Here is a 24,826-nt window from a genome sequence, read left to right on the forward strand (position 1 = left end):
TTTCAGTTGGTTGTTGTTGAGGAGGAGGGAGAAGGTAGTGCTGAAGACAGGTATCCTCGTCTGGAAGACAGGGAAATCGTCTTGTCCGGAAGCCCGGACGCACTTACGGTGAGCTTGCTGGTTCCTTCTTTAAGGCGGAGAATCGCAAGGGCCTTGCCGTTGTTCGTCTTTACTTTACCGCCCTGAAAGGCATAGGTATTGCTCGGTGCTCCGTTGTCTACGCCGAGCAATTCTGCCCCACTAGCGGTAAACGTGATTTCCCGGTCTGCATGTCTTACCGGATTACCGTTCTTGTCACGCAGTTCCACGATGATATGTTCTATTCCGCCCTCAAGTCTTCCGTCGGTGGAGAGATGAACAGTAGCCGGAGGAGCGCTGGTCCGAAGGGTGTATTCCACCACTTTGCCGTCAGCGTAAGCTTTCACCACTACCTCTCCGGCGGTATAGGGGACCGCCCATTTATAGATGTGGTCCTCGTTGTCGGCAAGGCGTTGTCGGCCCAGGCTTTTCCCGTTCAGGAAAAGCTCTGCTTCGGGGCAGTTGCTGAGGGCTTCAATGATAACCGTTTCACCGTCTTCGTAATTCCAGTGGTGGTTTACGTCGTGCCAGCTCCAGAGGGCGTGTTTCCAGCCACCGGGCTTACGCTCAACTACTCTCTTGTCTTCTACTTTGAAGATGGACTTGTCCAGCGTTTGGCTGGTGAGGTAAACCATCGGCTCTTTTGTCCACAAAGATTTGTACATGTAATAGCTCGGCGTGGGGAAGCCCGCGAGATCCAGTAAGCCGGAAGAGGAATGCTTTTGCGGCCAGTTACCGTTGCTTTCGCCCAGGTAATCGATGCCGGTCCAGAGAAAGGTACCTGATATCCAGGGACGCTCCATTACTGCCTTCCATTCGTGGTACTGCCCCAGGTTCTCGGTGCCCATCACGGGGAGGTCGGGGTAGTTTTCCTTAGCATAGTCATACATGATTCTGCGGTAGCTGAATCCGATGATGTCCAACGCATCCGCGTAGCCGGATTCGTAGCTGGCGGAAGGGAGGATGCAGTTGGCGATGACCGGGCGGGTGGTGTCGATCTCCCGGGTCCAGTCGGCCAGTTTCTGGGCGGTTTCCCCTATTTGGTATTTGGTGCGGGGGATGGTCTCCTGCAGCTCTTTGATCTTTTCGGTAGAGTAGGGGGGCGGGTTCCAGAAGTAGTTGCCGTTGGCATCGGCACCGAAGAAACCGGTGGTTTCTTTCTGGCGCGGGTACGTCCATTCGATTTCGTTGCCGATACTCCACTGAATGATGGACGGATGGTTGCGGTGCGCCAGGATGGTATTCTGGAGGTCTGTTTTCGACCATTCCTGAAAGTGCTCGTGGTGGCCGCGGGTGATGTAGTCGGTCGAGGAAGACTCGCCCATGTTCTTACGCTTGTCTTTTGGGTAGTCCCACTCATCGTAGAACTCGTCCTGCACCAGGAAGCCCATTTCGTCGCACAGGCTCAGGAATTCTTCTGAGGCCGGGTTGTGGGCACTGCGGATGGCGTTGCAACCGCCATCTTTGAGGGTTTGCAGCCGCCGGCGCCAAACAGCCTTGGGTACAGCTGCTCCTACCAACCCGCCGTCGTGGTGCAGGCAGACACCTTTTATCTTCCGGTTTACGCCGTTGAGGTAAAAACCTGTTGCGGCATCGAAACGGAAACTCCTGATCCCGAAACTGGTACGGTATTCCCGTACCGCTTCTTTACCTGTTTTCAGTTCGGAGACGGCGGTGTACAGATTTGGAGCATCGACGTCCCACAGTGCGGGGGAAGTAACGGTTATTTCCTGTTCCAGCGTTTGCTCCGCTCCGGCCTTCAGTTGGACCGGCGTGGTTTGGGTGGCAACGGTGTTCCCCTTTTCGTCCACAAGCCGGGTAACGAGCGTTGCATCCTGCGTCCCCGCCCCTTTATTTACCAGTTTCGTTTTCACCCGGACGGTCGCCATCGCCGCCGATACCTCCGGGGTGGTTACCGATATTCCCCACGGTGGAACGTGCAGCGCCGGTTCGTTGATCAGTTTTACCTCCCGGTAAATCCCCGAGCCGGTGTACCACCGGCTGTCGGCGTAGCGACTGCGGTCCACTTCTACCATCAGTTCGTTCGATTTGCCTGATGCATTGACTTTCTGCGAAATATCGTAATGAAATGGTGAGTAACCGTAAGGGTGAAAACCGAGCTTTTCTCCGTTGAGGCTTACCGTGGCGTTGTTGTAAACACCGTCGAAGTACAGGTAGGTGACCGGCAAACCCGTGGTTGCGAAAGTTTTGCGGTATTTCCCATGTCCGCCCAGTAAGTAGCCCGTCGCGCCCTCACCCTTGATGGAATCGAAGGGGAAGGAAACACTCCAGTCGTGCGGAAGATCGACGCTGCTCCATTCGCCCTGATTCAGCGAAAAGTCCCAGTTTTTGTTAAAGTCCGGCGACGTAGCGGTATCAAAACGGGGCGAACAAGCACTCAGAACGGCCAGGAGGACGCAACTGCAGATAGTTCGTGAAGTCAAGGTGGAGATTTTATGGTACATGATGTAAACCGGGACAATTTTCTTCCCGGGCTGTTTGAAGGTGAATCAGGAAAATTTTAAACCCGGGAGAGCTTTACGGGAGGGGTTCGCTCTCCGTTCCATTGGCAGACATACATACTTTCGTCTTCATCGATGCAGACATCGTGGCCATGGTAGAAGGTCTTGGCGGCATCCTGCGCAACGGCTTGCAGCGTACCGTCTTTGTAAATCGGTTCTGTGCCACCGGGGCAGGAAATCACTTTGTCGTTTTCGTCCATCACCATTGTGAATCCTGTTTGCACGAGCCATGGTTTGGGAGCGTCGCTCTTGCCGAAGTCGTGGCTCCAGCAAACACCCGCGTAAACGTTTTTACCGTGGATGACCGGGCGGCAAACCTGCAGGTTGGCCAGTTTTACCGTTTTGAGCCATTTGCCGTCGAGGGTGAAGTATTTGAACGACTGCCGGGAGCGGCTGGTCACGATCAGTTTCGGCATGGTCGCGTCGCGGTAATCCAGGGCGATGCCGTGGGCGCCGTGCAGGTCGTAGTTCTTATCTGCGTTGTTGTGTCCGCCAAACTTGCGGATGAACTTTCCGTATTCGTCGTACTGCAGAATATAGTCGGAGCCGTAGCCGTCGGCTACGTAAATATCACCGTTGGGAGCTACCGCGGTTTCGGTGGGCTGAAAAGCCATATCGGGGGTGTAGGCTCCTGCGGTCATGGGGTGGCTGATGGTGAAGATGAGGCGGCCGTCCACGGTTGTTTTGGCAACGTAGCCGTTTTGCCGGATCATTGACCGACCGTCCTTCTGGCTTTTTACCCAGCCACTTTCACTGACGTACAGCATGTCTTCTCCGCCTTCATCCACGAGGGTGAGGCCATGTCCGCCGGGCCAGTAGGTACCCCAGCTGTCCAGTATTTTGCCGGATTTATCGAAGACCAGAATGTTATTGCGGGGGTCATCTCCGATCATGATCAGGCGGCCTTTGCTGTCCTGTACCATCTCGTGACAGTTGTCGATGAAGGTGTTGAAAGGGTTGGTACCCGCCCAGCCCTTGTCGACTTTATAGCGGTAGCCGCCATGCCCGATTATACCCTTGTCTTCAGTTCGGTGTTTACCTCCAATGGCAAAGGCCGGAGCGCTCATCGCGGTGGCGGAGGCAAGTATTCCGGTGCGTAAAAAGGTTCTTCTTCCGTGCATGATCCTGGGCTTTTGATAGGATGCCCAAGGTAGGGGCGCACGGAGGTGACGTGCTGAAATCTTTCGACATTATGCTGCCACGTATGATTAATTGTGCGGTAGGAGTGCGCTGTTTGGGGGCGCGAACGCAGGTGCAGGGTTTGTTTTTGGCTCCTCTCGCTGAGCGGCTGCCTCCGGTAGTCCATCAGAAATCTTTGCGGGGCGGATAGGGTTGGCAGTGTGTCTGGTGATATTGGGTGTTTCACTTCGAGGCTTGGCCCCCTCTCCGCATCGCCTTAGGCGATGCGTGTCGGAGAGGGCAGGGGGTGAGGTTAAAAACCAAAGATGGTCCGGGAGTATCGGAAAAACGCAGAAGTATCGGGAAGCTCAACATCTGCACGATAACCTATCCACTGATCCACTCATCGGTTGTTTTCCACTACGGCCTTTACCACTATCTATCAAACTTATACCACAATCAGCCAGAAAGCAGGTTGGTGCACGTAGTTGTAGGCTTTGTTTGGCTTATTTGCGGAATAACCACATCATCATGAACTACATCGTCTGCCAGGAACCCGGAGATTTTCAACTGAAACAAAAAGACCAGCCCGTTGCTTCGGTTGGGGAAGCACTACTGAAGATCCACCGGGTCGGTATCTGCGGAACCGACCTTCACGCTTACGCCGGTAACCAGGCCTTCTTCAGCTATCCCCGGATTCTGGGCCACGAACTCTCCGCCGAAGTACTCGAAATCGGAGACAACGAACAGGGGCTATCCGCAGGCGATTCCGTAATCATCATGCCTTACCTGAGCTGCGGCGAATGCATCGCCTGCCGCAACGGAAAGACGAACTGTTGCACCAACATTCGTGTGCTGGGCGTCCATACCGATGGCGGTATGCAGGAGACCATCACGCTGCCCACCAACGTGCTCATGCCGGCCGGCAAGCTATCGCACGACGAGATCGCGATTGTAGAACCGCTGGCCATCGGCGCCCACGCCCTGCGGCGTGCCGACGTAAAAGCGGGCGAGACCATCGTCATCGTTGGTTGCGGCCCCATCGGCATCGGAATGATGGCACTGGCCAAAATCGTTGGCTGCAACATCATCGCCCTCGATACCAACCAGCAGCGGCTCGACTTTGTCCGCGACGAAATTGGCGTCGACCACGCCGTCAACGTGCTCGAAGATCCGCTCTCCGCCGTAATGGAAATCACCAACGGAGACCTGGCTACGGCTGTATTCGACGCAACGGGCAGCAAGCGCGCACTGGAGTCGGGCGTCGACTACATGAGCCACGGCGGTCGCTACGTACTGGTGGGGCTGAGTAAAGGCGACCTGACGTTCGCTCACCCCAAAATTCACGCCAAGGAAACTACCCTGATGTGTAGCCGCAACGCTACTTTCGACGACTTCCGCTGGGTGAAGGAAACCCTGGAGGGCGGACGCTTCCCGACCGATAAGTTCATCACGCACAGCGTACCCTACACTGAAATGATCGAAAATTTCGACAGCTGGCTCAAGCCCGAAACCGGAGTAATCAAAGCGGTAGTGAAATTCTAAGCTGTAATCAGTGCTTTTTACGGTACTGCAATGGCGTGGTCTCCATAAACCGCTTGAACTGCCGGTGAAAAAAAGGCAGCGAAGCGAAGCCGCAGGCCTGTGCAATCTGCGCCACCGGCCAGTCGGTTTCCACCAACAACTGACTGGCCCGGTTGACCCGGTACTCGTTCAGGAAAGTGAAGAACGGCCGCCCCATCGTCTTCCGGAAGAATCGGTTGAATGCCTGCTCCGACAGGTGTACCTGGTTGGCCGCCTCACTCAGCTGTACTTTGTGCTGGTAGTTTTGTTCCACAAAACGATGGATCCGCTGCATCCTGTTACCCGCCGTGCGGGGGAGTGTCTCCGTGAAACCCGCCGCCGAAAGTAAAACCCGGCGGCAACCGGATAGTCGCTGGAGCACCGACAATAGCCGGAGGTATTTTTCAGCGGGCGGCAAGCCGGGTAAGTTCCTGATCTCAGGCAGTAAGGTCCTGACCTCTTCAGCCTCGAAGAGGATGCCTCGTGCGGCCTCCCGCAGGAGTACGAATACTGGCTCCAGCTCAGGCACTTTAGGGAAGGTTTCGGGGTTCCACTGAATAACGGTTGAGCGGCTCAGGCCCGGGCTTTGCTGGTTTTTCCAGCAATGAGGCAGGTTTCCCTTTAGCAAAACCAGTTCTCCGGGAGAATAAGCGCCCACGTAATCCCCGATGAACTTGGTGCCACTGCTTTCCTCGATCAGCGTAAGCTCGTGCTGAGGGTGGAAGTGCCACGGGGTATTGAATGCAGGTTCAGCGTAGCTGAAAGCATTAATCGACTGCTGGTTACCCACGGGAAGGTCCTCAAAAATGGCGCGCATAGTTGCTTATTTTTTGTCCATTTTCCTGAATTCAGGCTGTTGGTGACAAAATAAGGTACTTTTTGGTGTTTATCCGCAATGTATTGAAGTCGCTGTCTGTCGAACTTTGCCAGGAGCGTCTCCGCACAGGTACGCTTTAAATACTTACCGATCATGTCTTCAGCAAAATGCCCTTTCAGTGAATTCCCCGATCCTTTTGCCGCAGCTCGCGCTGCGGAAGGCATCCGTGAGATCGATGACCAGGGGGACCCCGTAAAGATGGTTCTTGGCCACCGCGACGTGAGAAAATCTGCCCACGACTGGAGAACCTTTCAGTCGGGAGCGAAACCCGGCAGGATCGTAGTGCCTTCTGAGGTCAATATCCGCGACATCCGGCAGATTCCCTTCGAGACGGACCCTCCCGAACACACCGAATATCGCGCTTTGGTGGAAGGCTGGTTCCGGAGGCCGCTGACCGAATCCTACGAGGCTGGACTTACCAACCTCATTAATCAGGAACTGGACCGGGCAATCTCCTCCGGAGAGCTGGAAGTGGTACATGATTTTGCCCTGCCGCTACAGTCGCGTGCGCTGACGCTATTGCTCAACTGCCCCCTCGAAGAAGCGGAGGAATGGATTGGCTGGGGAACCCACGTGTTCCGCAGCGACGATGATCCGCTTGACGGAGACAAAGCCAACCAGCTTTACGATTACCTCGACGCGCAGATCGAGCGCGCCTCCCGCGACGTTGAGAACGGCGAAGACATCTTCGCCCACCTCCTCCGGGCGGAGTACCGCGGCCGAAAACTAACCCATGAGGAAATCAAGGGCGTAATGATTCTGACTTTCGCCGGAGGGCGGGATACCGTGATCAACGCCGTAACCAATACCCTGGCGTACTTCGCCGGGCATCCGGAAGACCTGCAGAAAATAAGGGAACAACCGGAATTGTCGGCCCGGGCGGTCGAGGAACTCGTCCGCTACTTCGCGCCGTTGACGCACATGGGGCGCGTTGCGACCTCTGACGCTGAAGTCAGCGGCTGTCCCGTTGCGGCCGACTCCCGGATATCTCTCTGCTGGGCCTCTGCTAACCGGGATCCGAAGGTGTTCGAGAAGCCGAATGAAGTAGACATCGAACGCAAGGCCAATCCTCACCTCAGCTTCGGCTTCGGTATTCACAAGTGCCTCGGGGCGCCCCACGCCCGCCAGGTACTGAAAGTACTGATCACCGCCCTGACCCAAAGGGTCAGCAGCATTCAAGTCACCGACCACCAAGACAACATCGAACAGTGGGGAGATTTCAACCGCAAAGTAGGTTTTCACCGCCTGCAGGTGAAAATTTCCTGATTCTCTGGTCCACAATTTTAATCAAACAGTATGCTGGTTGCCGCAAAGCTGGTGCACAAACCGGTTCCCTGATAAAAAGGAACAAAGCGGCACAGTTTACTTCTTCGTAAACGATCTGAAATTTTTAACTGAAATGGCTAAAATCAACTTTATCACTAAGGCCGGCGTAGAAATGCAACTCGAAGCAGCCTCCGGTTCCGTAATGGAACTGGCCGTCAACAACAGCGTACCCGGCATCGACGGAGACTGCGGTGGCGTTTGCTCCTGCGCTACCTGTCACGTTCACGTAGCCCCCGAAGATTGGGCGCAAACAGGTGCGCCGGGAGACATGGAAAAAGATATGCTCGAATTCGACGACAACGCCAGTGAGTTCAGCCGCCTGAGCTGCCAGATGTCCATCTCAGACGAACTCGACGGAATTACCCTCAAAGTAGCCAATTAGCCGTGGAAGACACCCAAAACCAAAGCTGCCTGATTGTAGGCGCCAGCCACGCGGGCGTAAACGCGGCATTTGCTCTTCGGCGGGCGGGATGGGCGGGGACAATCTCCATTTTCGACCGCGACGAGGAGTTGCCTTATCACCGCCCGCCGTTGTCTAAGGGCTTCCTGTCCGGAGATACTACCGTAGAAGAAAGCCTGCTTAAGGCTGCAGCCAGTTATGAAACCGAGCAGATCGGCCTGCACCGTGGAGTATCGGTTCGTGCCATCGAACGCTCCGCGAAGCGGATCGAACTGGCGGACGGAACGAGGCACGCCTACGACAAACTGATCCTGGCCACCGGAGCGAGCCCATTTATTCCTCCGATTACCGGACTGAAGGGCAGCGACAAAGTCTTTCCGCTGCGAACCGCTGCGGATGCCCGGGGCATCCGGGCGGCCTTCATGAATAGTCGTGGCAAGAATGTCGTCATCATTGGCGGAGGCTACATCGGGCTGGAAGCCGCTGCGTCCTTACGGAAACTGGGCGGTGAGGTGACCGTTCTGGAAAGAGAAAACCGGGTTTTGGCGCGGGTCACCTCGCCGGAGATGTCGGCCTTTTTTACAGATCTGCACACCCAAAAAGGCGTCGCCATTGCTACCGAACACAACGTTTCGTCGGTGGAACAGCACGGAGACAGCCTGACGGTGGTTTGCGCTGGTGGTTTGCGGTTCTCTGCTGACCTGGTCATCGTCGGCGTCGGGGTAAGGGTGAATACGGAACTGGCAAGATCCGCAGGATTGAAAAACTCGAACGGTATTCTGGTAGATGGCCGGATGCTTACCTCCGACCCTGATATCTACGCCATCGGAGACTGCACAAGCTTTCACCACCCCCGCTACGGCCGCGAGATTCGGCTTGAATCCGTTCAGAACGCGGTAGACCAGGCTAAGGTCGCCGCCGCTAACATCTGCGGTTCTTCCACAGCTTACGACGCCATTCCCTGGTTTTGGTCGGATCAGTACGAAGTGAAACTACAAATGTGTGGCATCGCCGCAGGGTACAACCGGGTGATCGTTCGCAACGAAGCGGACAGCACGCCCTGCAAACGTTCGCTATGGTATTTTACCGACGACCAGCTGGTTGCGGTGGATGCCGTCAACCATGCCCGCGCGTATATGCTGGGCATGAAAATTCTGAAAGAAGGGCGCAGCCCGGCCCCGGAAAAGCTGGCCGATCCCGAAGTAGAACTCCACCCCCGTAGCATCATGCCCTGATCCCTAATTCCGTTTCTCGGAAGCGTTGGTCTGCCGTCAGGCGATCCGGTAACTCAGGATTAAATCATTCGTATTACGCTCAAAACGGATCGTGTTAGCCCCGGGTGGCCCGGGGCGATAGCTTTGGACCATGCTTAATACACGATTTATCCAACTACTGCTGATCTTTCACTTTGCCCTGGCCACGGGCTGCACGCCGGAAGCAGCTGAAGTGAGCGATGTCCTCACAAAGGAGGAAAAAACCAACGTGGTTCTCGTACTGATCGATGACCTCAGTTACCTCGGTGTTTCGGCCTACGGAGCCGACCGTCTTTCTTCCAATTGGGGCCTGTTTACCAACCAGAAGTTCAGTACCCCAACCCTGGACGGACTAACGACCGATGGCCTCGTCTGTGCCAATTCCCACGCTTATCCCATCTGCGAAAACAGTCGCATTGCGCTCATGAGTGGCAAAACCAACCAGCGCAACTTGCTGAAGGTCAAGTCGCAACATGCTTCGGATGTAACCTTTGGTGACGTGTTTCAGCGCGAAGGTTACGCCACGGGCATTTTCGGGAAATGGAAGCAGACCCGTGGGACCAAGGAAATACCGGGCAAAGACTACATCTACGAGTTCGGTTGGGATGAGTTCGCTTGTTTCGACGTCATCGGAGAAGGGCAGCGCTTCATCAATCCCAACCTGGTCATCAACGGGGAAATAATGGATTACAACGGTCGTACGGACACCGACCCCGCCACCGGGCGACGCTGGTACGGGCCCGACATCTGCAACCGCTACGCCCTCGACTTTATCGACCGTCATAAAGACGAACCCTTCTTCCTCTATTACCCGATGTTACTGGTGCACGACGACCATAAGCCGACCCCGGATACAAAACCCGAAAGCCTGTTCGACAACTTCGACGAAGCAAACCATAACCGCGACGGACACACAGGTGACGACCCCCGGTACCTGCCCGATATGATCGAATACATGGACAAGCTCATCGGGAAAGTGGTCGCCAAACTCGAAGAACACGGGCTGCGTGAACGTACCCTGATCGTGGTGATGGGCGACAACGGCACCAAGGAAATCTTTACCCATGTGTGGCCGGCGGGAGAAGAATATCCCGGTAGGAAAGGCGGAACCGCCGACAACGGAACCCACGTTCCGCTGATTTTCAGCCAGCCCGGAACCATTCAATCTACCCGCAGCCGGCCTTACCGCGAATACACGGGCATTGTTGATATCACCGACATATTTCCTACCATCGCTGAAGCGACGGGAATAGAGATACCCCGTGCTTCGGAGTTGGATGGTGTCAGTTTCTGGCAGCAGGTGATGGGAAAGCCGGAACCTCACCGCGATCATGTTTACTCGTGGTGGAATGGCAACGACCCGGTAGAGAAAACGGATAAGCTGCTGCGGTACGCCTTCGACAACGATTTTAAGTACTACGGGCCTACCGAAGAGTTTCCTGAAGGCCGCTTCTTCGACCTGAGAAGCGACAGCCTGGAACAGGCCGGTGACACGTTTCTGGAGCGGAAATGGAAAGTACGTCTTTACAGCGGCCTTGACCTGAACCACCTTACGGACGAACAGGAGGCCGCCTACCAACGCCTGCGTAATGTGATTGTCCGCAACGAATACATCCCGGTCGAATCCGTTGGTTTGGTGCAGCGTGATGTGGAGATGTCGGTGGGTGAAACCCAGCAGCTTAACCATACGCTGGAGCCGGCCAACGCTACGAGAAACAACGTGATTTACCATTCCAGCGATCCGCTGGTGGCGGAGGTGGACAAGTTCGGGATGGTTCGTGGCGTGAAAAAGGGTAGGGCGGTCGTGTCGCTCTATTCCTGGGAGGACGCAAAACCGTTGGCCACCAATCTGCCCGTTACTTTCCGGCGCGACGGGCTAAGTGATTCGCTGGTGGTTACCGTACGTTAGCGGCTAGAGATCTTTTTTGATTCTACCGTAGTGCCTGGGGAAATCCTCGCCGGAAACCTCTCCCTGCACCCGCGTGCGCGCCCGAAATACAATCGTATCCGGCGCGCACGCAGGTGCATTGAAAGTTAGAGCTTATTCCCCCCCCCGGAAATTACTGCTTTGTATTCGCTTTCCTGATGCGTTCCCGCTGGGCCTTGCTGAGGCCGTGCTTGTAGTAAAAGTCTGGCTTGTAGTATGTATTGTGCTTCTTCATCTCGGGGTCGTGTACGTCCTGGCTGAGGTCGCAATCGAAGCGTAACAGTACTGCGTGGTTCTGGCTCCAGGTGGTTGCGTTGGTGATGTGAGAAATGCCCCAGGTTATTCCCCGGCCATCTTTTGTATCGGTAAAAGCATCGGGCAGGTAAGGCCCCGCTGCGGTAGGCATAAGCTTCACGATCGACTTGATGTCGAAGTTGACACCGTCTTCAGCGTACTGTATCGTGAAGTGTTCGTTGCCGTCCTTGATGACGAGCGCGGCGATGCCTTCGCGCCACGGGAAGAGCGTGGTTTCGTGACCAGAGTTGATGACCGGATTGAGCGGGTGCTTCGTGAAGGGGCCCAGCGGATCATCGGCGGTGGCCAGCCCCTGCATCCGGACGAGGGTTTTGTTAGCGCCGCCGAAATCGGATTTGTAGTAAATGTAAATCTTACCATCGTGAACCAGTGGGTAAGGATCGTGGATGGAATACTGATCCCACGCTCCTTCCGGGCCATTGGGGATTACGACCTGGTTGGCCGGCGTCCAGGGCCCGTCCGGAGAATCGGCGTAAGACACCGCCACCGGGCAGTCGTCGCCTCTTTTTCCGCTGGCTTCCATGAAACCCTGGTAATAGAGGTAGTATTTGCCCTTCCACTCCAGGATGTCGCAGGTGGTTACGGAGCGCCAGCCCACCTGAGGCTTGGGCGGGCGGGCTACGGCGACACCTTGTTCTTCCCAGGTGAATCCGTCCTTACTGGTTGCGTACCAGATTTCGCTCAGGTCCCAGTCGCTGGACGGAATGGTTTCGGTGGAAGCATCAGCTCCTTTGGGCGGGGTCGGGGTGTTGCGGTAGGTGTACCAGACGTAGTATTTGCCGTTGGCAAATATGACCTTGGAGGGATCCCGCCGGGAGATGGTTCCGTCGCCGTTGTTGTAGTCGAAGCCTTCGAGCTTGGTGTAGCGGAATTGTGAAAAGAGCTCGTTCTCCTCAGGGCGGGGGGCAGGGTAGGCAGTGTAGTTGCGTTCCATGGCCCTGCTCAGCGGCCGGTCGGGGCGGGTGTCGGGCAACTCGAAGGGGAAGCTCGTAACCGGATCAGGAGTGGTTACTTTAGGGGAGCAGGCTGCAGCCAGAAACCCCAGCAGAAACAAGGGCGCAAAACGCTGAATAAAAGTTGAAAACATGACGACAAATGGGTTAATAATGAATGGTTATTTAGTACCGATGGCAAAAGGTAAGTAGCATTTTCAAGGATCAGGATCATGAAAGTCCGGATATGGTTTTCAGTAGTAGTCTAATAATCATTTGTTGTATCAGAGGCCTTAGGCGTGCCGTTATCTTGCAACCATGAAAAGTTATCTCCTTTATGGTCTGTTAGTTATGACCGTGCTGGCACTTTGTAGTGGCTGTGGGCCCAACTTACCTGAAGGGGTGGAAGAGGCTTATGCCGCTTTACCCAAACGGTTAGATTATAACATTCACGTTAAACCGGTACTGTCCGATAAGTGCTTCCTTTGCCACGGGCCCGATGCGGCCCGCCGGGCCGCCGACCTGCGCCTCGACGTACCCGGCTTCGTTGACGGAGACGAAATACTGGCCCGGATCTTCAGCGACGATCCCGACTTCGTTATGCCCGAGGCCGCCGCCAAAATTCCGCTCTCCGACCACGAAAAAGCCGTGATCGCTAAGTGGATAGAACAGGGAGCAGACTACGCCGATCACTGGGCGTTCATCCCTCCCGAAAGGCCGGAACCGCCTACCGTAGCGGAAGCAGAATGGAATGATCACCCGATCGATAAGTTCATCCGCCGCAAACAGCAAGCCAGGGGCTTCGGCTTCGCCCCGGAGGCCGACCGCGACTTGCTACTCCGCAGGCTGAGCTTCGACCTAACCGGCCTGCCCCCAACCCCAGCCGAAATTGCAGCATTCGAGAGCGACCGGTCCGCTGATGCTTACGAAAAACAGGTAGACCGCCTGCTGGCCAGCCCCGCTTACGGCGAACGCATGGCCACCCAGTGGATGGACCTGGCCCGCTTTGCCGATACCCATGGCTACACCGTCGATCGTTACCGCGACATGAGCCCCTGGCGGGACTGGGTGATTGAGAAGTTCAACGAAAACCAACCCTACGATGAATTCGTAACCTGGCAACTGGCCGGCGACCTGCTGCCCAACGCTACGCGCGAACAAATCCTGGCCACGGGCTTCAACCGCCTGCACCCGCAAAACCTGGAGGGAGGAATCATCGAAGAGGAATTCCGCAGCGCTTACGTTGCGGACCGGGCCGATGTATTAGGTACCGGGCTGCTGGGGCTTACGCTCTCTTGCGCAAAGTGCCACGACCATAAGTTCGATCCCATCAGCCAGCGGAATTACTACGAGTTCTACAGTTTCTTCAACAATGTCGACGAAGCCGGGCTCATCCCCTGGGACGGCGCAACGCCACCGCCCCGTCTCGACCTGCCAACCGAGCGCCAGGACAGCATCATCACCTTCCTCCGGGAAATGGAAAAAAAACAGGAAGCCGGGCTAGTGGCGGTAACGGAAGAAAACAAGGCCAGGGCCGAAGAGTGGATCAATCAGGAAGGCTACAAGAAACTGCCACGAACCGCGAGCCTGCGGGCCCACTATCCGCTCGATAACAATCGGCTGATCAACGCCGCCCGACCCGCTGAGAAAGGTAAAATGGATCGAAAGTTTTCTCAAAGCGAATCGCCCGAAATGACGAAAGGTCATTCCGGGAACGGCCTCCTGCTGGACGGAGACGCCTGGCTGGACCTCTACCCGGTCGGAGTTTACTCGCGGGACGAAGCATTCTCGATTGAAATGTGGACCAAAATACCCAAAGACCTGAAAACCGGCTTTCTCTTCCACAAAGGGCAGGGGACCCGCCTGCACGGAGAACGGGGGTACCATCTTTACCTCGACACCTTCGGGCTGGAACTACTGATGGCACACGTCAACCCCGGCAATTCGATCGTCGAGTTTGCCGAGACAGACGTACCCCGCGATGAATGGATTCACTTGGCAGTTACGTACGACGGTTCCAGCAAAGCCAGCGGATACCGCCTGTACATGAACGGTAAAGAACTGCCTACCGACGTTAGAACCGACGACCTGACCCGCGACATCATCTTTCATAATATGACCGATGTCATTTATAAAGACGTGATCGAACCCGGGCTGCAAATCGGTGCCCGCTGGCGGGGGAAAGGCGTGAAGGGAACCGTAGTGGACGAAATCAAAGTGTACAGCCGTGCACTCAGTGCACTGGAGGTGATGCGCTCCGGAAACCCGGAAGAAGCCCGTCGACTGTTGGCCAAAGGAGCTGCAGAACTCTCCTCCTCCGAGAAGGATTTATTGCGGCAGTACTACTTCATGGTTACGCTACCAGCCTACCAGATCGCCTACAAAGACCTGATGGCAACGCGCTCCCGCCTGGTCGACAGTATGGAGCAGGTGAAAGAGATAATGGTTATGCGGGAAATGAAAACTCCCCGGCAATCACATATCCTGGACCGCGGGCTTTACGATTCGCCAACTGAACCCGTAGAAACCCGGACGCCGGACTGGCTGGCCCCGATGCCCGAAGGGGCCCCGGCCAACCGCCTGGGGCTGGCGCAGTGGTTGTTCCAGCCGGAGCATCCACTGACCGCCCGTGTAGCCGTCAACCGCTATTGGCTGCAACTCTTCGGGCGGGGCCTGGTGAGAACCGCCGAAGACTTCGGTAACCAGGGAGAACTGCCTACCCATCCGGAATTACTGGACTGGCTGGCCACAGAATATATCAGCAACGGCTGGGACACCAAAGCTTTGCTGAAGACCATCGTGATGAGCAGGACCTACCGCATGAGTTCTAAACCAGTAAGTGAGGAGCAACGCCTGGCGGATGTGGACAATGTGTGGCTCGCGCGCGGCCCTTCGGGCCGGCTGGGCGCGGAAATGATTCGCGACAATGCCCTGGCTGCAAGCGGGCTGCTGAACGATAAAATCGGGGGCAAAAGCGTGAAGCCTTACCAACCCGAAGGGCTGTGGAAGATGAACAACGCCGTTTACGAGCAGGACGAAGGAGATGAACTCTACCGGAGGAGCCTTTATGTGTTTTGGAAACGAACGGTTCCGCACCCAACCCTGGCCACCTTCGACGTACCGAACCGCAACGAATGCACCGTTCGCCGGCAGGAGACCAATACGCCGCTGCAGGCATTGGTGCTGATGAACGATCCTGCTTTTGTCGAAGCTGCCCGCATTCTGGGCAGCAGGATCACCAAAGCTCAGAACCGGGACGAAGCCATTAGGGAGGTATTTACCTACCTGAGCGGTCGGCCGCCGGGAGAGGAGGAAATCAATCTGTTGCGGCAATTGCGTAAACAGGAAGTAGATGTTTTCTCCGATCACCCCGCCAAGGCAGACGGTTGGTTGTCGGCCGGTTATACCCGGGCCGACCCAACGCTCGATCCCATCGAGGTGGCCGCTGACGCCGTACTGGCCAGCGTCATCATCAATTCCGACGCGGTGATTACCAAACGGTAATCTCTCCGCTTTTTCCCCTAACTATTTCGGCACCTGCGCACCGCGCCCAAAGGCACCTGCCACCGTCATCCAAAAAACCTAAAGATCATGCACGAGCTATTCAAAGTACAGCAGAAAATGGACCGTCGGAACTTCCTGACCAAGGCAACCCTCGGTATTGGCGCGCTTGCGCTCAGTAACCTGATGAAGGCTGAATCTCAGGAAGAAATGATGGCCGCAATTCCCGGTCTGCCCCATTTTGCGCCGCGGGCAAAGCGCATCGTTTTCCTCTTTCAGAGTGGGGGACCGTCACAGCTGGAAACTTTCGATTACAAGCCCAAGCTGAAAGACATGTTCGGGCAGGACCTGCCCGATTCGTTCCGGAAAGGGCAACGGCTGACGGGGATGAGTGCTAATCAGTCGAGTTTACCGATCGCTCCTTCGGTCTATGACTTCAAGCAGTACGGCGAGTCAGGGGCGTGGGTGAGTGAATTGCTGCCCCATACTGCGGGCATCGTTGATGACCTATGCTTTGTGAAATCCCTTTACACCGAGCAGATCAACCACGACCCGGCCATCACTTTTTTCCATACCGGCCACCAGTTGCCCGGCCGGCCGAGCATTGGTTCGTGGATGAGTTACGGCCTGGGATCTTTGAACAACAATCTGCCAACCTTCGTGGTGCTCCAATCGAAGAACGCAGGCGGGCAGCCGCTCTACGCCCGCTTGTGGGGCAACGGCTTTTTGCCCGCCGAGCACCAGGGCGTACAGTTCTCGTCGGGCAAAGACCCCGTTTTGTACCTCAACGATCCGGAAGGCTACGATGGTAAAGACCGGCACCGGATGCTGGGCTACCTCAAAGGGCTGAACAGCGTGCAGAAATCTGCCTACGGAGACCCTGAAATCGACGCCCGTATATCACAGTACGAAATGGCTTACCGAATGCAAAGCTCCGTGCCGGAAATGGCGGACATGAGCGATGAACCGGATTCTGTTTTCGATATGTACGGCCCCGACAGCCGCGACCCGGGAACCTTTGCCGCCAACTGTCTGCTGGCCCGGAAACTCCTGGAAAAAGACGTGCGGTACGTCGCCCTCTACCACCGTGGATGGGACCAGCACGTTTACCTGCCCGGCGGTATAAAAAACCAGTGCAAAGCCACCGATCAGGGTTCTGCGGCACTGGTTAAAGACCTCAAACAGCGGGGATTACTGGAAAATACGCTCGTGATCTGGGGCGGAGAATTCGGCCGGACGGTGTACTCTCAGGGGAAACTGACCAAGACGAACTACGGCCGCGATCATCACCCGCGGTGCTTCACCATGTGGATGGCCGGCGGCGGCGTAAAACCGGGATTATCTTACGGAGAGACGGACGATCTGAGCTATAACATTACCAAGGATCCCGTGCACGTACACGACTTTCACGCTACCATCATGCACCTCTTTGGGGTAGACCACGAACGACTCACCTTCAAGCACCAGGGCCGGAGGTACCGACTGACGGATGTACACGGCCACGTAGTGAAGAAACTGCTCGTCTGACCGAAGGATGGCAGGTATTCTTGAGTTGCTCCGCTCTTTATGGGGCGCGGCCGCGGGTGCAAAAAAGGGTCTTAAAAAGCAGAGCTCCCCGGCTGTAGTCGGCCCTGTTGTGCCGTAAAAAAGTCCGCTGATCAACGATCTGTGCGGCTACCGAAAAAACACAATCGCACCCGCCCGGTGGGTGCCTCAAATTAAAATAAAAACAAATGAGTTTTACCACGCTCCGCTGCCTGTTACTTTCAATTTCGGTTCTCCTTGGTGCCGGGCTTCAGGCGCAGGAGACCAAACCACTGAAGCACTATACCGATAGTCTCGACTTTTCCGCAGCGCCCCAACGCAGCACCGACCAGTTGCCCCTCAGTGACCAGAAAAACAGTGGCGGTTGGGAGTTGAATACTTCGCTGAGTGATGAGTTTAAAGGGCGCAAACTCAACGAAACGAAATGGTACCCCAACAACCCGAAGTGGAAAGGGCGCCCGCCTACTTTTTTCCACGGTAGTAACATCCGCCAGAAAGGTGGCGAAGTAGTGGTGCGCGTAAACCAACACGGCAAGGAGGCTTTACCGGAAGGCTTTACCCATACCACGGGCTTCATCAAGAGCCGGGAGAAATTCCTGTACGGCTACATCGAAGCGGAACTCAAGCCGATGGACGCTCCCTGGGTGAGCGGTTTTTGGCTGACCAACGTGGATAAAGACTGGTGGACAGAGATCGATATTTGCGAAAATGCGCCGGGGGTGAAATGGAACCGTCACGACCTGAACTCCAACGTCCACGTCTTCCGGGCTCCGCCCGGTAAAGGGAACGTAACGGAGCACTTTGCCCTCAACAAAAAATACTACGTACCATTCGAACTGCAAAAGGATTACCACGTCTGGGGACTGGAATGGACGCCGGAGTTTATCCGTTTCTACCTCGACGGCGTCCTGTTCCGGGAACAGGAAAACACCCACTGGCATCAGCCGCTGGAGATCAACATCAATTGTGAGTCCAACAAATGGTTCGGTGCCTTGCCGGACGATGACCGCCTGAAGGGAAAGATGAAAGTAAAATACGTACGTGTATGGAGTAAGGACTTTCCGGAAAAGAAGGTTGCGGCCGACTGGGAAGCGTTGCCCGTACCGGCCCCTGCCGGGCCGGGCATGGAATGGACCCTGCTGGAGGATTATTCCGACGACTTCAACTACAGCGGAAAGCCGGAGGCTTTCACGAAGCGCTGGCGGTCTGCTTACATGAGCAAATGGGAAGGGCCCGGGCTTACCCGCTGGCGGGAAGACCACAGCCAGGTTGAAAACGGAAATCTGGTGATCAGGGCCTCGCGGGAATCCGACGGTAAAGTAGGGGCGGGCATCATCACCTCTCAGAAGCCCATCAGCTATCCGGTGTACACCGAGGCGCGCATCAAGGCCAGCAACCTGGAGTTGAGCAGCAACTTCTGGATGCTGAGCAAAGACGCTAAGCGGGAGATCGACGTGCTGGAGGTGTACGGAGGAACCGAGGCCTGGCCGCACCCGACCCGGGCAACCACTAATTTTCATCTCTTCAAAAGAGATGCATCCGGCATTCACGGCGACTTCAATGACCTGAGTGGGCACTACCTGCCGGATACCACCCCATGGCGTATGGATTACCACACCTTCGGTGTTTTTTGGAAGAGCCCTACCGAAGTGAGCTTTTACATCGACGGGAAGGAAATGGAGAACAGCTCGTGGGCCGACGCGAAGCTCTTTGACCAGAACTACACGAAAACCTACCTCGACAAAAGCGTCGACAATATGGACCGGCCGATGTACCTCATCCTGGACACCGAAGACCACGACTGGCGCGTGGAAAAAGGGAACACCCCAACCGACGAAGAGCTCGCCGATGACTCCCGCAACCGGATGTACGTGGACTGGGTGAGAACCTATACCCTGACCAGCGCTGAAAAGTAAAATTTACATCCATTTTCAAATGGCTGTACATTGCCCATGAAACCCCTCTCTAAATCCCTCCCCACGGGGGAGGGACTTGTGAAACGCTATGCGTTTTGGGACGTTCGTTGTTTTCGGAGCAAAATGTACAGCGGTTTGATCCATCTTAATTTCGATCAGAATAACCGACATGCTCCGATTAATTGCCCTTCTTTCGTTAACGACTCTTTGCACCTGCGCCCGCGCCGTCCAACCTGAAACCGACGCAAAGGAACAGCCTCCGAACATAGTATTTATCCTGACCGACGACCAGGGCTACGGAGACCTGGGCGCACACGGAAATCCGTGGCTGCAGACGCCGAACCTCGATGCGCTGCACGACGAGAGCGTCCGCTTCACCAATTTTCACGTCGCGACTACGTGTGCGCCGACGCGGGCCGGACTGATGGGCGGTGTGAACTGCAACCGTGCCGGAGCATGGCACACGATCGGTGGGCACTCGATGCTTGGCACCCGTTTTGTTACCCTGGCTGATGAACTCAAAGAAGAGGGTTATACCACCGGCATTTTCGGGAAGTGGCACCTGGGCGATAATTATCCCTTCCGGCCGCAGGACCGGGGCTTCGATGAAGTCCTGATTCACGGCGGAGGTGGCGTTGGTCAAACCCCGGACGCCTGGAACAACGATTACTTCGATGATACCTACTTCCACAACGGACAGCCTGAAAAATACAGCGGTTACTGCACAGACGTATGGTTTGAGGAAGGGATGAAGTTCATTAAGGACAAAGCGGCGGCGAAACAGCCGTTTTTTGCTTACATCGCTACGAACGCTCCGCACGGTCCGTTTCACATCGAGGAAAAATACGTAGCGCCCTACCGAAACAACGATGCTATCGTGAATCCTAATTTCTACGGCATGATCGCCAACGTAGACGAAAACGTGGGCAAACTGATGTCGATGCTGAAAGCCTCGGGGCTGGACGAAAACACGCTCGTTATTTTCATGACCGACAACGGCACCGCTGCGGGTGCCGCCTATGATCAATCGTTCCACGTCACCAGAGGATTTAATGCAGGGATGCGCGGTTACAAAGGCAAAGAATACGAAGGCGGTCACCGGGTTCCCTTCTTCATGAAGTTCCCCGCTAAAAGCGAAATTAAGCCGCAAGAGTACAATCAGCTAACGGCTTACACCGATTTCATGCCAACCCTGGTGGAATACGCCGGAGGAGAGGTCGCCTCCCGGGATCGCCTCGACGGAACCAGCCTGATGCCACTGCTCACATCCGGGAGTCAGGAACTTCTGAACGACCGTTTCCTGGTAGTGGATACGCAGCGCAAACAGGTACCGGTAAGAGGCAAACAGAGCTGTGTGATGCAAGCCGACTGGCGCCTGATCAACGGGAAAAACCTGTACAATCTGGCCGCAGATCCTGGCCAGCGGGAAGACCTGGCTGGTCAGCATCCTGAGCGGGTAGCGGCCATGCAGGCCGCTTATGATGCCTGGTGGGACAGCATGACCGAAGACCTGAAAGTGATGCACCGAATCGTCATCGGGGACGAGGCAGAGCCCGAAACCCTGCTTACAGCCCACGATTGGCACACGACCAATCCGCCGCCCTGGAACCAAAATTACATCCGTGCTGGCCTGGCGGACAATGGCTGGTGGGCACTCGAAACAGCAAGGGCAGGAACCTACCGCATCAGACTGTACCGGTACCCTCCGGAATCAGGGCTTGCTTTCGGGTCCGTTGCTCCGCCGGGAGACGAAATTCCCAACGGTACTGCCTACAAACCGGGGTTGAGCATCCGCCCGGTAGAGGTCAGTTGCTTCATCGATGATCAGGAACTACAGGCCACGGCGGGATCAGCGGATGCTTACGTCGAATTTGAGGCAGAATTAGTTGCCGGCCCCACAAAGCTTTTCACCGTAGTGAAAGACGAAAGCGGAACAGAGCGGGGAGCTTACTACGTAACCCTGGCACCAAAAGGATAAAAGCGAAAAAACTGACTTTCATTCCGGCTGTAGCTGCTTGTAATTTCTGCTCCGGAAAGGTCTGAAAACCAGAATAAACGGTAAAAACCAAGGATTCAATCGCTTTAAACCATTTGTTCTAGCTTATAAAACATGCGTAGCGTAGCGGGATTGATTCAATTCCCACATTTGTTCCGTCCTCAAGGATAATTGAAGAAGACCTCCCGTATTTCGGATGGTCTTTTACCTCACACTCAACTAGTTTATCATGCTAAAAAACACTTTTCAAATTATGTTTCATCGCCTGGCGGCAGGGGCAATTTTGCCCATACTGCTATGTGCTATGAGCAGTACCGTTTACGGCCAGTTGGCTGTTTCCGGTACAATTGTCTCCGATGAAGGAGATCCTCTGATTGGCGTAACGATTAGGGTAAAAGAAGACCTGAATACTGGTACGATTACTGACTTCGACGGTAAATATGAACTTACCGTTCCCAGTGGTTCCAGTGTTTTGCTGCTTTCTTACACCGGCTATAAGACGCAGGAGATAGCGGTTAACAACCGTTCCTCGATTGACGTTACTATGGCTACCGATGCGGAAACGCTGGAAGAGGTTGTCGTAGTTGGTTATGGTTACGTCGATAAAAAGGACCTCACAGGAGCTGTTTCTTCCGTGAAGTCGGAAGATCTGACGCGTGTTCAGTCTTCGAGCTTCGAGCAGGGCCTTGCGGCCCAGGCTGCGGGAGTTCAGGTGACGGGGACACAGGGTGGCCCCGGTTCCGGCTCTACTATCCGCATCCGTGGAGGTACGAGTATCACCGGAACCAGCGATCCGCTGTACGTAATCGACGGTTTCCCGCTGGTTGGTTCCAACGTAAACGGTAGCGCCGGACCCGGTACGGTGAGTGAGAGCCCGCTCTCCACCATCAACCCCGAGGATATCGAGTCGATCGAGGTACTCAAAGATGCCTCCTCTACGGCCATCTACGGTAGCCGTGGTGCCAACGGGGTAATTCTGATTACCACCAAGACGGGTAAAGAAGGCCGTGCACGCCTGACGTACAACAACTCTTTCGGCGTCGGGTCGATCACTAAAAACATCGACATCCTCTCTCCGCAGGAGTACGTGGACTTCTGGAACGAATACTACGCCTTCGGCGTCGTTACTTTCAACGATCAGGACCGTGCCTACCGTGATGATTTCGGCAACGACCTCGCGCTTGACGGAGACGTGATCCAAACCAGAAACTGGGCCGAGCGTATATTCAAGAACTCCTTCAATATGCGTCATAACCTCAACCTGAACGGAGGTAGCGACCGCACACGTTACAACGTTTCCTTCGGGTACGGACGTGACGAAGGCATTTTGCCCGGCTCTTTCTACGAGCGTTACTCCACCAACCTGAACATCAATCAGGAACTTGCTAACCGCCTGAGCGCGGGCATTAACGTAAACGCTGGTTTTGTCGACCGTGGCGGCCCCGTTACGGCTGCTGTTGAGGGCAACAGTACTTCACGTTCCAGTTTGCTGACTCAGATTTTGTTGTTCCCCAACGTGCAGGGCCGCATCCGTGACGCGGAAGCTACTTATGATGAGGATGGTTTTATCCTTAGTGGCCGTAACGGAGCAACCTTCAACCCGGAGCGCCAGGTAGAAAGCACCCACAACTTCGGTAATACCGTCAATGCATTCGCGAACACTTACCTGCAGTACGCTTTCAGTGATGAGCTGACCGTTAAATCTACCTTTGGTGGTAACTTCTACAACGTCAACAGCGAGGGTGCTTACCCGAGTGACTTCGGCTGGTCCGAAGCCATTGGCGGTGCAGCCTTCACGAACCTTTTCCGCAGCTACGGCTGGTTAAACGAGAACACGGTCAACTACAATAAAGACCTCGGTATACACCGCTTCAACGTTGTTGCCGGTTTTACCCAGCAGCAGTCTACTAACCGCAACCTCAGCACGAACAACCAGGACTTCCCGCTTCCGGGGGTCAGCATCGATGCACTGGAGTCTTCGCGCCTCCAGCTCCTTACCCAGTCCGGTAAATCCACCTGGGGGCTGAAGTCGTACCTGGGGCGTGTAAACTACACCCTCAACGATAAATACCTCTTTACGGTAAGTGGCCGTAGCGATGGTTCGAGCCGTTTTGCCGAAGGTAACAAATGGGGCTTCTTCCCCTCTGCTGCCTTCAGCTGGCGCGTAAGCGAAGAACCCTGGCTGACCAACAGCAAGACCATCAGTAACCTGAAACTTCGTGCTACCTACGGTGTATCGGGCAACAACAACATCGGTGAGTACCGTTCGCTGGCGGCCTTCGGCCCGACCCGTGCCATCATCGACGGCTCTATCGTTGGTGGTGCCACCCAGACCAGTCCTGCTAACGAAGCTTTGACCTGGGAAACCACCGCACAGTCTGATGTAGGTTTTGAACTCGGTTTGTTCAACAACCGGATCACATTCGACTTCGACTACTACGTGAAGACCACCTCTGACCTACTCCTCAACACTCCTTCTCCGCCGGAGAGTGGTTTTGATGTGATTCTGCAGAACCTGGGCGAAGTGGAAAACAAAGGCATCGAGCTCTCGCTCAACGCTACTCCAATCGACCGGGGAGACTTTACCTGGAACATTCGCCTGAACCTCAGCCGTAACGAGAACACCGTTAAAGACATCGGCGATGCCGAAGAGATTCTCTTCAATGCACCCGGGCCTACCAGCCAGGACTTCATCGTCCGGGTAGGAGACCCGCTGGGCAGCTACTACGGCTACATCACCGACGGAGTGTACAACTACTCTGACTTCCCCATCTTCGATGGTCTTTCCACTCAGGAAGCCGCCGACGTGATCCGGAACAGTGAGAACCCTCAGTACTGGGACAACTTCTACACCCTCCATGAAGGTGTGGTTACCCGCGCTGGTGTTGCGCAGTACCGTCCTGGTATGGTTAAAATCAAGGACATTGCCGGTTTCGATGAAAACGGTAACCGTGTAATGGTTCCCGACGGAATCGTCAACTCTGCTGACCGGACCATCCTGGGATCCGTACAACCTGATCTTTTCGGTGGTTTCACCAACGATTTCCGCTATAAATCTTTCAGCCTGAATTTCCTGTGGCAGTTCTCCATCGGCAACGAGGTGTATAACCTCAACCGTAACCTCGGTACAACCACGGCAATCACCGGCCTGAACAAACTCGGTGAAATCCGTGACCGCTGGACACTAGATGACCCCGATTCTGACATCCCTGGCATTTGGGGACTTACGGACGGCGGTGTAAGCTCAGAGGCACTTAGTGATTACGTCGAAGACGGATCATTCCTGCGCCTGTCCAACGTCACCTTTAACTACAATCTTCCGCGTGGCTTCATATCGAGCAGTAACGCACGCGTTTTCCTGGCCGTCGACAACGCCTGGATTATTTCCAACTACTCCGGTTACGATCCCGAAGTAAGTGTAAGTAATAACGCTACAACCCCGGGTGTCGACTTAGACAGCTACCCTCGTCAGCGCGTTTTCCGCGGTGGACTGAGCGTAACTTTCTAATAGAAAACAGATTGTCTAACAATTATCCGTCCAGGACGGATTCAATTT

14 protein-coding genes are annotated in these 24,826 nt (G+C 55.2%); 10 read left to right on the forward strand and 4 right to left on the reverse strand.

The genetic code is table 11. The annotated features are described in order from the left end of the window. Window positions 1-2: 2 nt before the first annotated feature. Together FUA23_RS16795 and FUA23_RS16800 are read right to left on the reverse strand one after the other, a co-directional pair. Window positions 3-2,522, reverse strand: coding sequence for a glycoside hydrolase family 2 TIM barrel-domain containing protein (locus FUA23_RS16795; protein WP_246144301.1), 2,520 nt, complete (start codon window positions 2,520-2,522; stop codon window positions 3-5). A 77-nt stretch (window positions 2,523-2,599) separates the two neighbouring features. Beyond that, window positions 2,600-3,721 carry an NHL repeat-containing protein gene (locus FUA23_RS16800; RefSeq protein WP_246144303.1) on the reverse strand — a complete coding sequence of 374 codons (1,122 nt, stop codon included), beginning with the start codon at window positions 3,719-3,721 and terminating at the stop codon, window positions 2,600-2,602. Between the two features lie 529 nt (window positions 3,722-4,250). Between FUA23_RS16800 and FUA23_RS16805 the strand changes: the two genes are divergently transcribed. Beyond that, the gene (locus FUA23_RS16805; RefSeq protein WP_147931926.1) at window positions 4,251-5,264 is read left to right on the forward strand and encodes a zinc-binding alcohol dehydrogenase family protein; all 1,014 of its coding nucleotides are present in this window, start codon (window positions 4,251-4,253) and stop codon (window positions 5,262-5,264) included. A 7-nt stretch (window positions 5,265-5,271) separates the two neighbouring features. On the opposite strand, the gene FUA23_RS16810 is transcribed toward FUA23_RS16805, so the two are convergent. Beyond that, window positions 5,272-6,099 (reverse strand): AraC family transcriptional regulator, encoded by an 828-nt coding sequence (locus tag FUA23_RS16810; protein ID WP_147931927.1) that lies wholly within the window; start codon window positions 6,097-6,099, stop codon window positions 5,272-5,274. A 153-nt stretch (window positions 6,100-6,252) separates the two neighbouring features. On the opposite strand from FUA23_RS16810, the gene FUA23_RS16815 reads away from it, so the two are divergent. The 4 genes from FUA23_RS16815 (at window position 6,253) to FUA23_RS16830 (ending at window position 11,047) form a co-directional block, all read left to right on the forward strand. Continuing rightward, complete coding sequence (locus FUA23_RS16815) at window positions 6,253-7,425, forward strand: cytochrome P450 (RefSeq protein WP_147931928.1); 1,173 nt, start codon at window positions 6,253-6,255, stop codon at window positions 7,423-7,425. 133 nt (window positions 7,426-7,558) lie between these two features. Continuing rightward, on the forward strand, window positions 7,559-7,867 hold the full coding sequence (locus tag FUA23_RS16820; protein WP_147931929.1) for a 2Fe-2S iron-sulfur cluster-binding protein: 309 nt from the start codon (window positions 7,559-7,561) through the stop codon (window positions 7,865-7,867). Window positions 7,868-7,869: 2 nt separating this feature from the next. Beyond that, a complete protein-coding gene (locus tag FUA23_RS16825; RefSeq protein WP_147931930.1) occupies window positions 7,870-9,120 on the forward strand; it encodes an NAD(P)/FAD-dependent oxidoreductase in 1,251 nt (416 codons plus the stop codon). 130 nt (window positions 9,121-9,250) lie between these two features. After that, entirely contained in the window at window positions 9,251-11,047 is a 1,797-nt protein-coding gene (locus FUA23_RS16830; protein ID WP_147931931.1) for a sulfatase-like hydrolase/transferase, read from the forward strand. Window positions 11,048-11,198: 151 nt separating this feature from the next. Here the strand turns inward: FUA23_RS16830 and FUA23_RS16835 are convergent, their stop codons facing one another. Beyond that, on the reverse strand, window positions 11,199-12,467 hold the full coding sequence (locus FUA23_RS16835) for a glycoside hydrolase family 117 protein (protein ID WP_147931932.1): 1,269 nt from the start codon (window positions 12,465-12,467) through the stop codon (window positions 11,199-11,201). A gap of 163 nt (window positions 12,468-12,630) precedes the next feature. On the opposite strand from FUA23_RS16835, the gene FUA23_RS16840 reads away from it, so the two are divergent. From FUA23_RS16840 to FUA23_RS16860, 5 genes are all read left to right on the forward strand, one after another. Beyond that, window positions 12,631-15,816, forward strand: a complete 3,186-nt coding sequence (locus tag FUA23_RS16840; protein ID WP_147931933.1) for a DUF1553 domain-containing protein — start codon at window positions 12,631-12,633, stop codon at window positions 15,814-15,816. Between the two features lie 87 nt (window positions 15,817-15,903). Next, window positions 15,904-17,340: a DUF1501 domain-containing protein gene (locus tag FUA23_RS16845; protein WP_147931934.1), complete on the forward strand. Its 1,437-nt coding sequence runs from the start codon at window positions 15,904-15,906 to the stop codon at window positions 17,338-17,340. A 206-nt stretch (window positions 17,341-17,546) separates the two neighbouring features. Then, entirely contained in the window at window positions 17,547-19,274 is a 1,728-nt protein-coding gene (locus tag FUA23_RS22410; RefSeq protein ID WP_187271104.1) for a family 16 glycosylhydrolase, read from the forward strand. Between the two features lie 169 nt (window positions 19,275-19,443). Continuing rightward, the gene (locus FUA23_RS16855) at window positions 19,444-21,252 is read left to right on the forward strand and encodes an arylsulfatase (RefSeq protein WP_147931935.1); all 1,809 of its coding nucleotides are present in this window, start codon (window positions 19,444-19,446) and stop codon (window positions 21,250-21,252) included. Window positions 21,253-21,574: 322 nt separating this feature from the next. Then, a complete protein-coding gene (locus FUA23_RS16860) occupies window positions 21,575-24,778 on the forward strand; it encodes a SusC/RagA family TonB-linked outer membrane protein (protein WP_187271105.1) in 3,204 nt (1,067 codons plus the stop codon). Window positions 24,779-24,826: the final 48 nt, after the last annotated feature.

It is taken from the genome of Neolewinella aurantiaca (assembly GCF_008014675.1).
Taxonomy (GTDB): Bacteria; Bacteroidota; Bacteroidia; order Chitinophagales; family Saprospiraceae; genus Neolewinella; species Neolewinella aurantiaca.

What these genes read in the sequence shown, in the direction of transcription:
- FUA23_RS16835 (WP_147931932.1), bottom strand. Translation starts at nt 12,467, where the DNA reads ATGTTTTCAACTTTTATTCAGCGTTTTGCGCCCTTGTTTCTGCTGGGG.
- FUA23_RS16860 (WP_187271105.1), top strand. Translation starts at nt 21,575, where the DNA reads ATGAGCAGTACCGTTTACGGCCAGTTGGCTGTTTCCGGTACAATTGTC.
- FUA23_RS22410 (WP_187271104.1), top strand. Translation starts at nt 17,547, where the DNA reads ATGAGTTTTACCACGCTCCGCTGCCTGTTACTTTCAATTTCGGTTCTC.
- FUA23_RS16815 (WP_147931928.1), top strand. Translation starts at nt 6,253, where the DNA reads ATGTCTTCAGCAAAATGCCCTTTCAGTGAATTCCCCGATCCTTTTGCC.
- FUA23_RS16845 (WP_147931934.1), top strand. Translation starts at nt 15,904, where the DNA reads ATGCACGAGCTATTCAAAGTACAGCAGAAAATGGACCGTCGGAACTTC.
- FUA23_RS16810 (WP_147931927.1), bottom strand. Translation starts at nt 6,099, where the DNA reads ATGCGCGCCATTTTTGAGGACCTTCCCGTGGGTAACCAGCAGTCGATT.
- FUA23_RS16830 (WP_147931931.1), top strand. Translation starts at nt 9,251, where the DNA reads ATGCTTAATACACGATTTATCCAACTACTGCTGATCTTTCACTTTGCC.
- FUA23_RS16800 (WP_246144303.1), bottom strand. Translation starts at nt 3,721, where the DNA reads ATGCACGGAAGAAGAACCTTTTTACGCACCGGAATACTTGCCTCCGCC.
- FUA23_RS16855 (WP_147931935.1), top strand. Translation starts at nt 19,444, where the DNA reads ATGCTCCGATTAATTGCCCTTCTTTCGTTAACGACTCTTTGCACCTGC.
- FUA23_RS16820 (WP_147931929.1), top strand. Translation starts at nt 7,559, where the DNA reads ATGGCTAAAATCAACTTTATCACTAAGGCCGGCGTAGAAATGCAACTC.
- FUA23_RS16805 (WP_147931926.1), top strand. Translation starts at nt 4,251, where the DNA reads ATGAACTACATCGTCTGCCAGGAACCCGGAGATTTTCAACTGAAACAA.
- FUA23_RS16840 (WP_147931933.1), top strand. Translation starts at nt 12,631, where the DNA reads ATGAAAAGTTATCTCCTTTATGGTCTGTTAGTTATGACCGTGCTGGCA.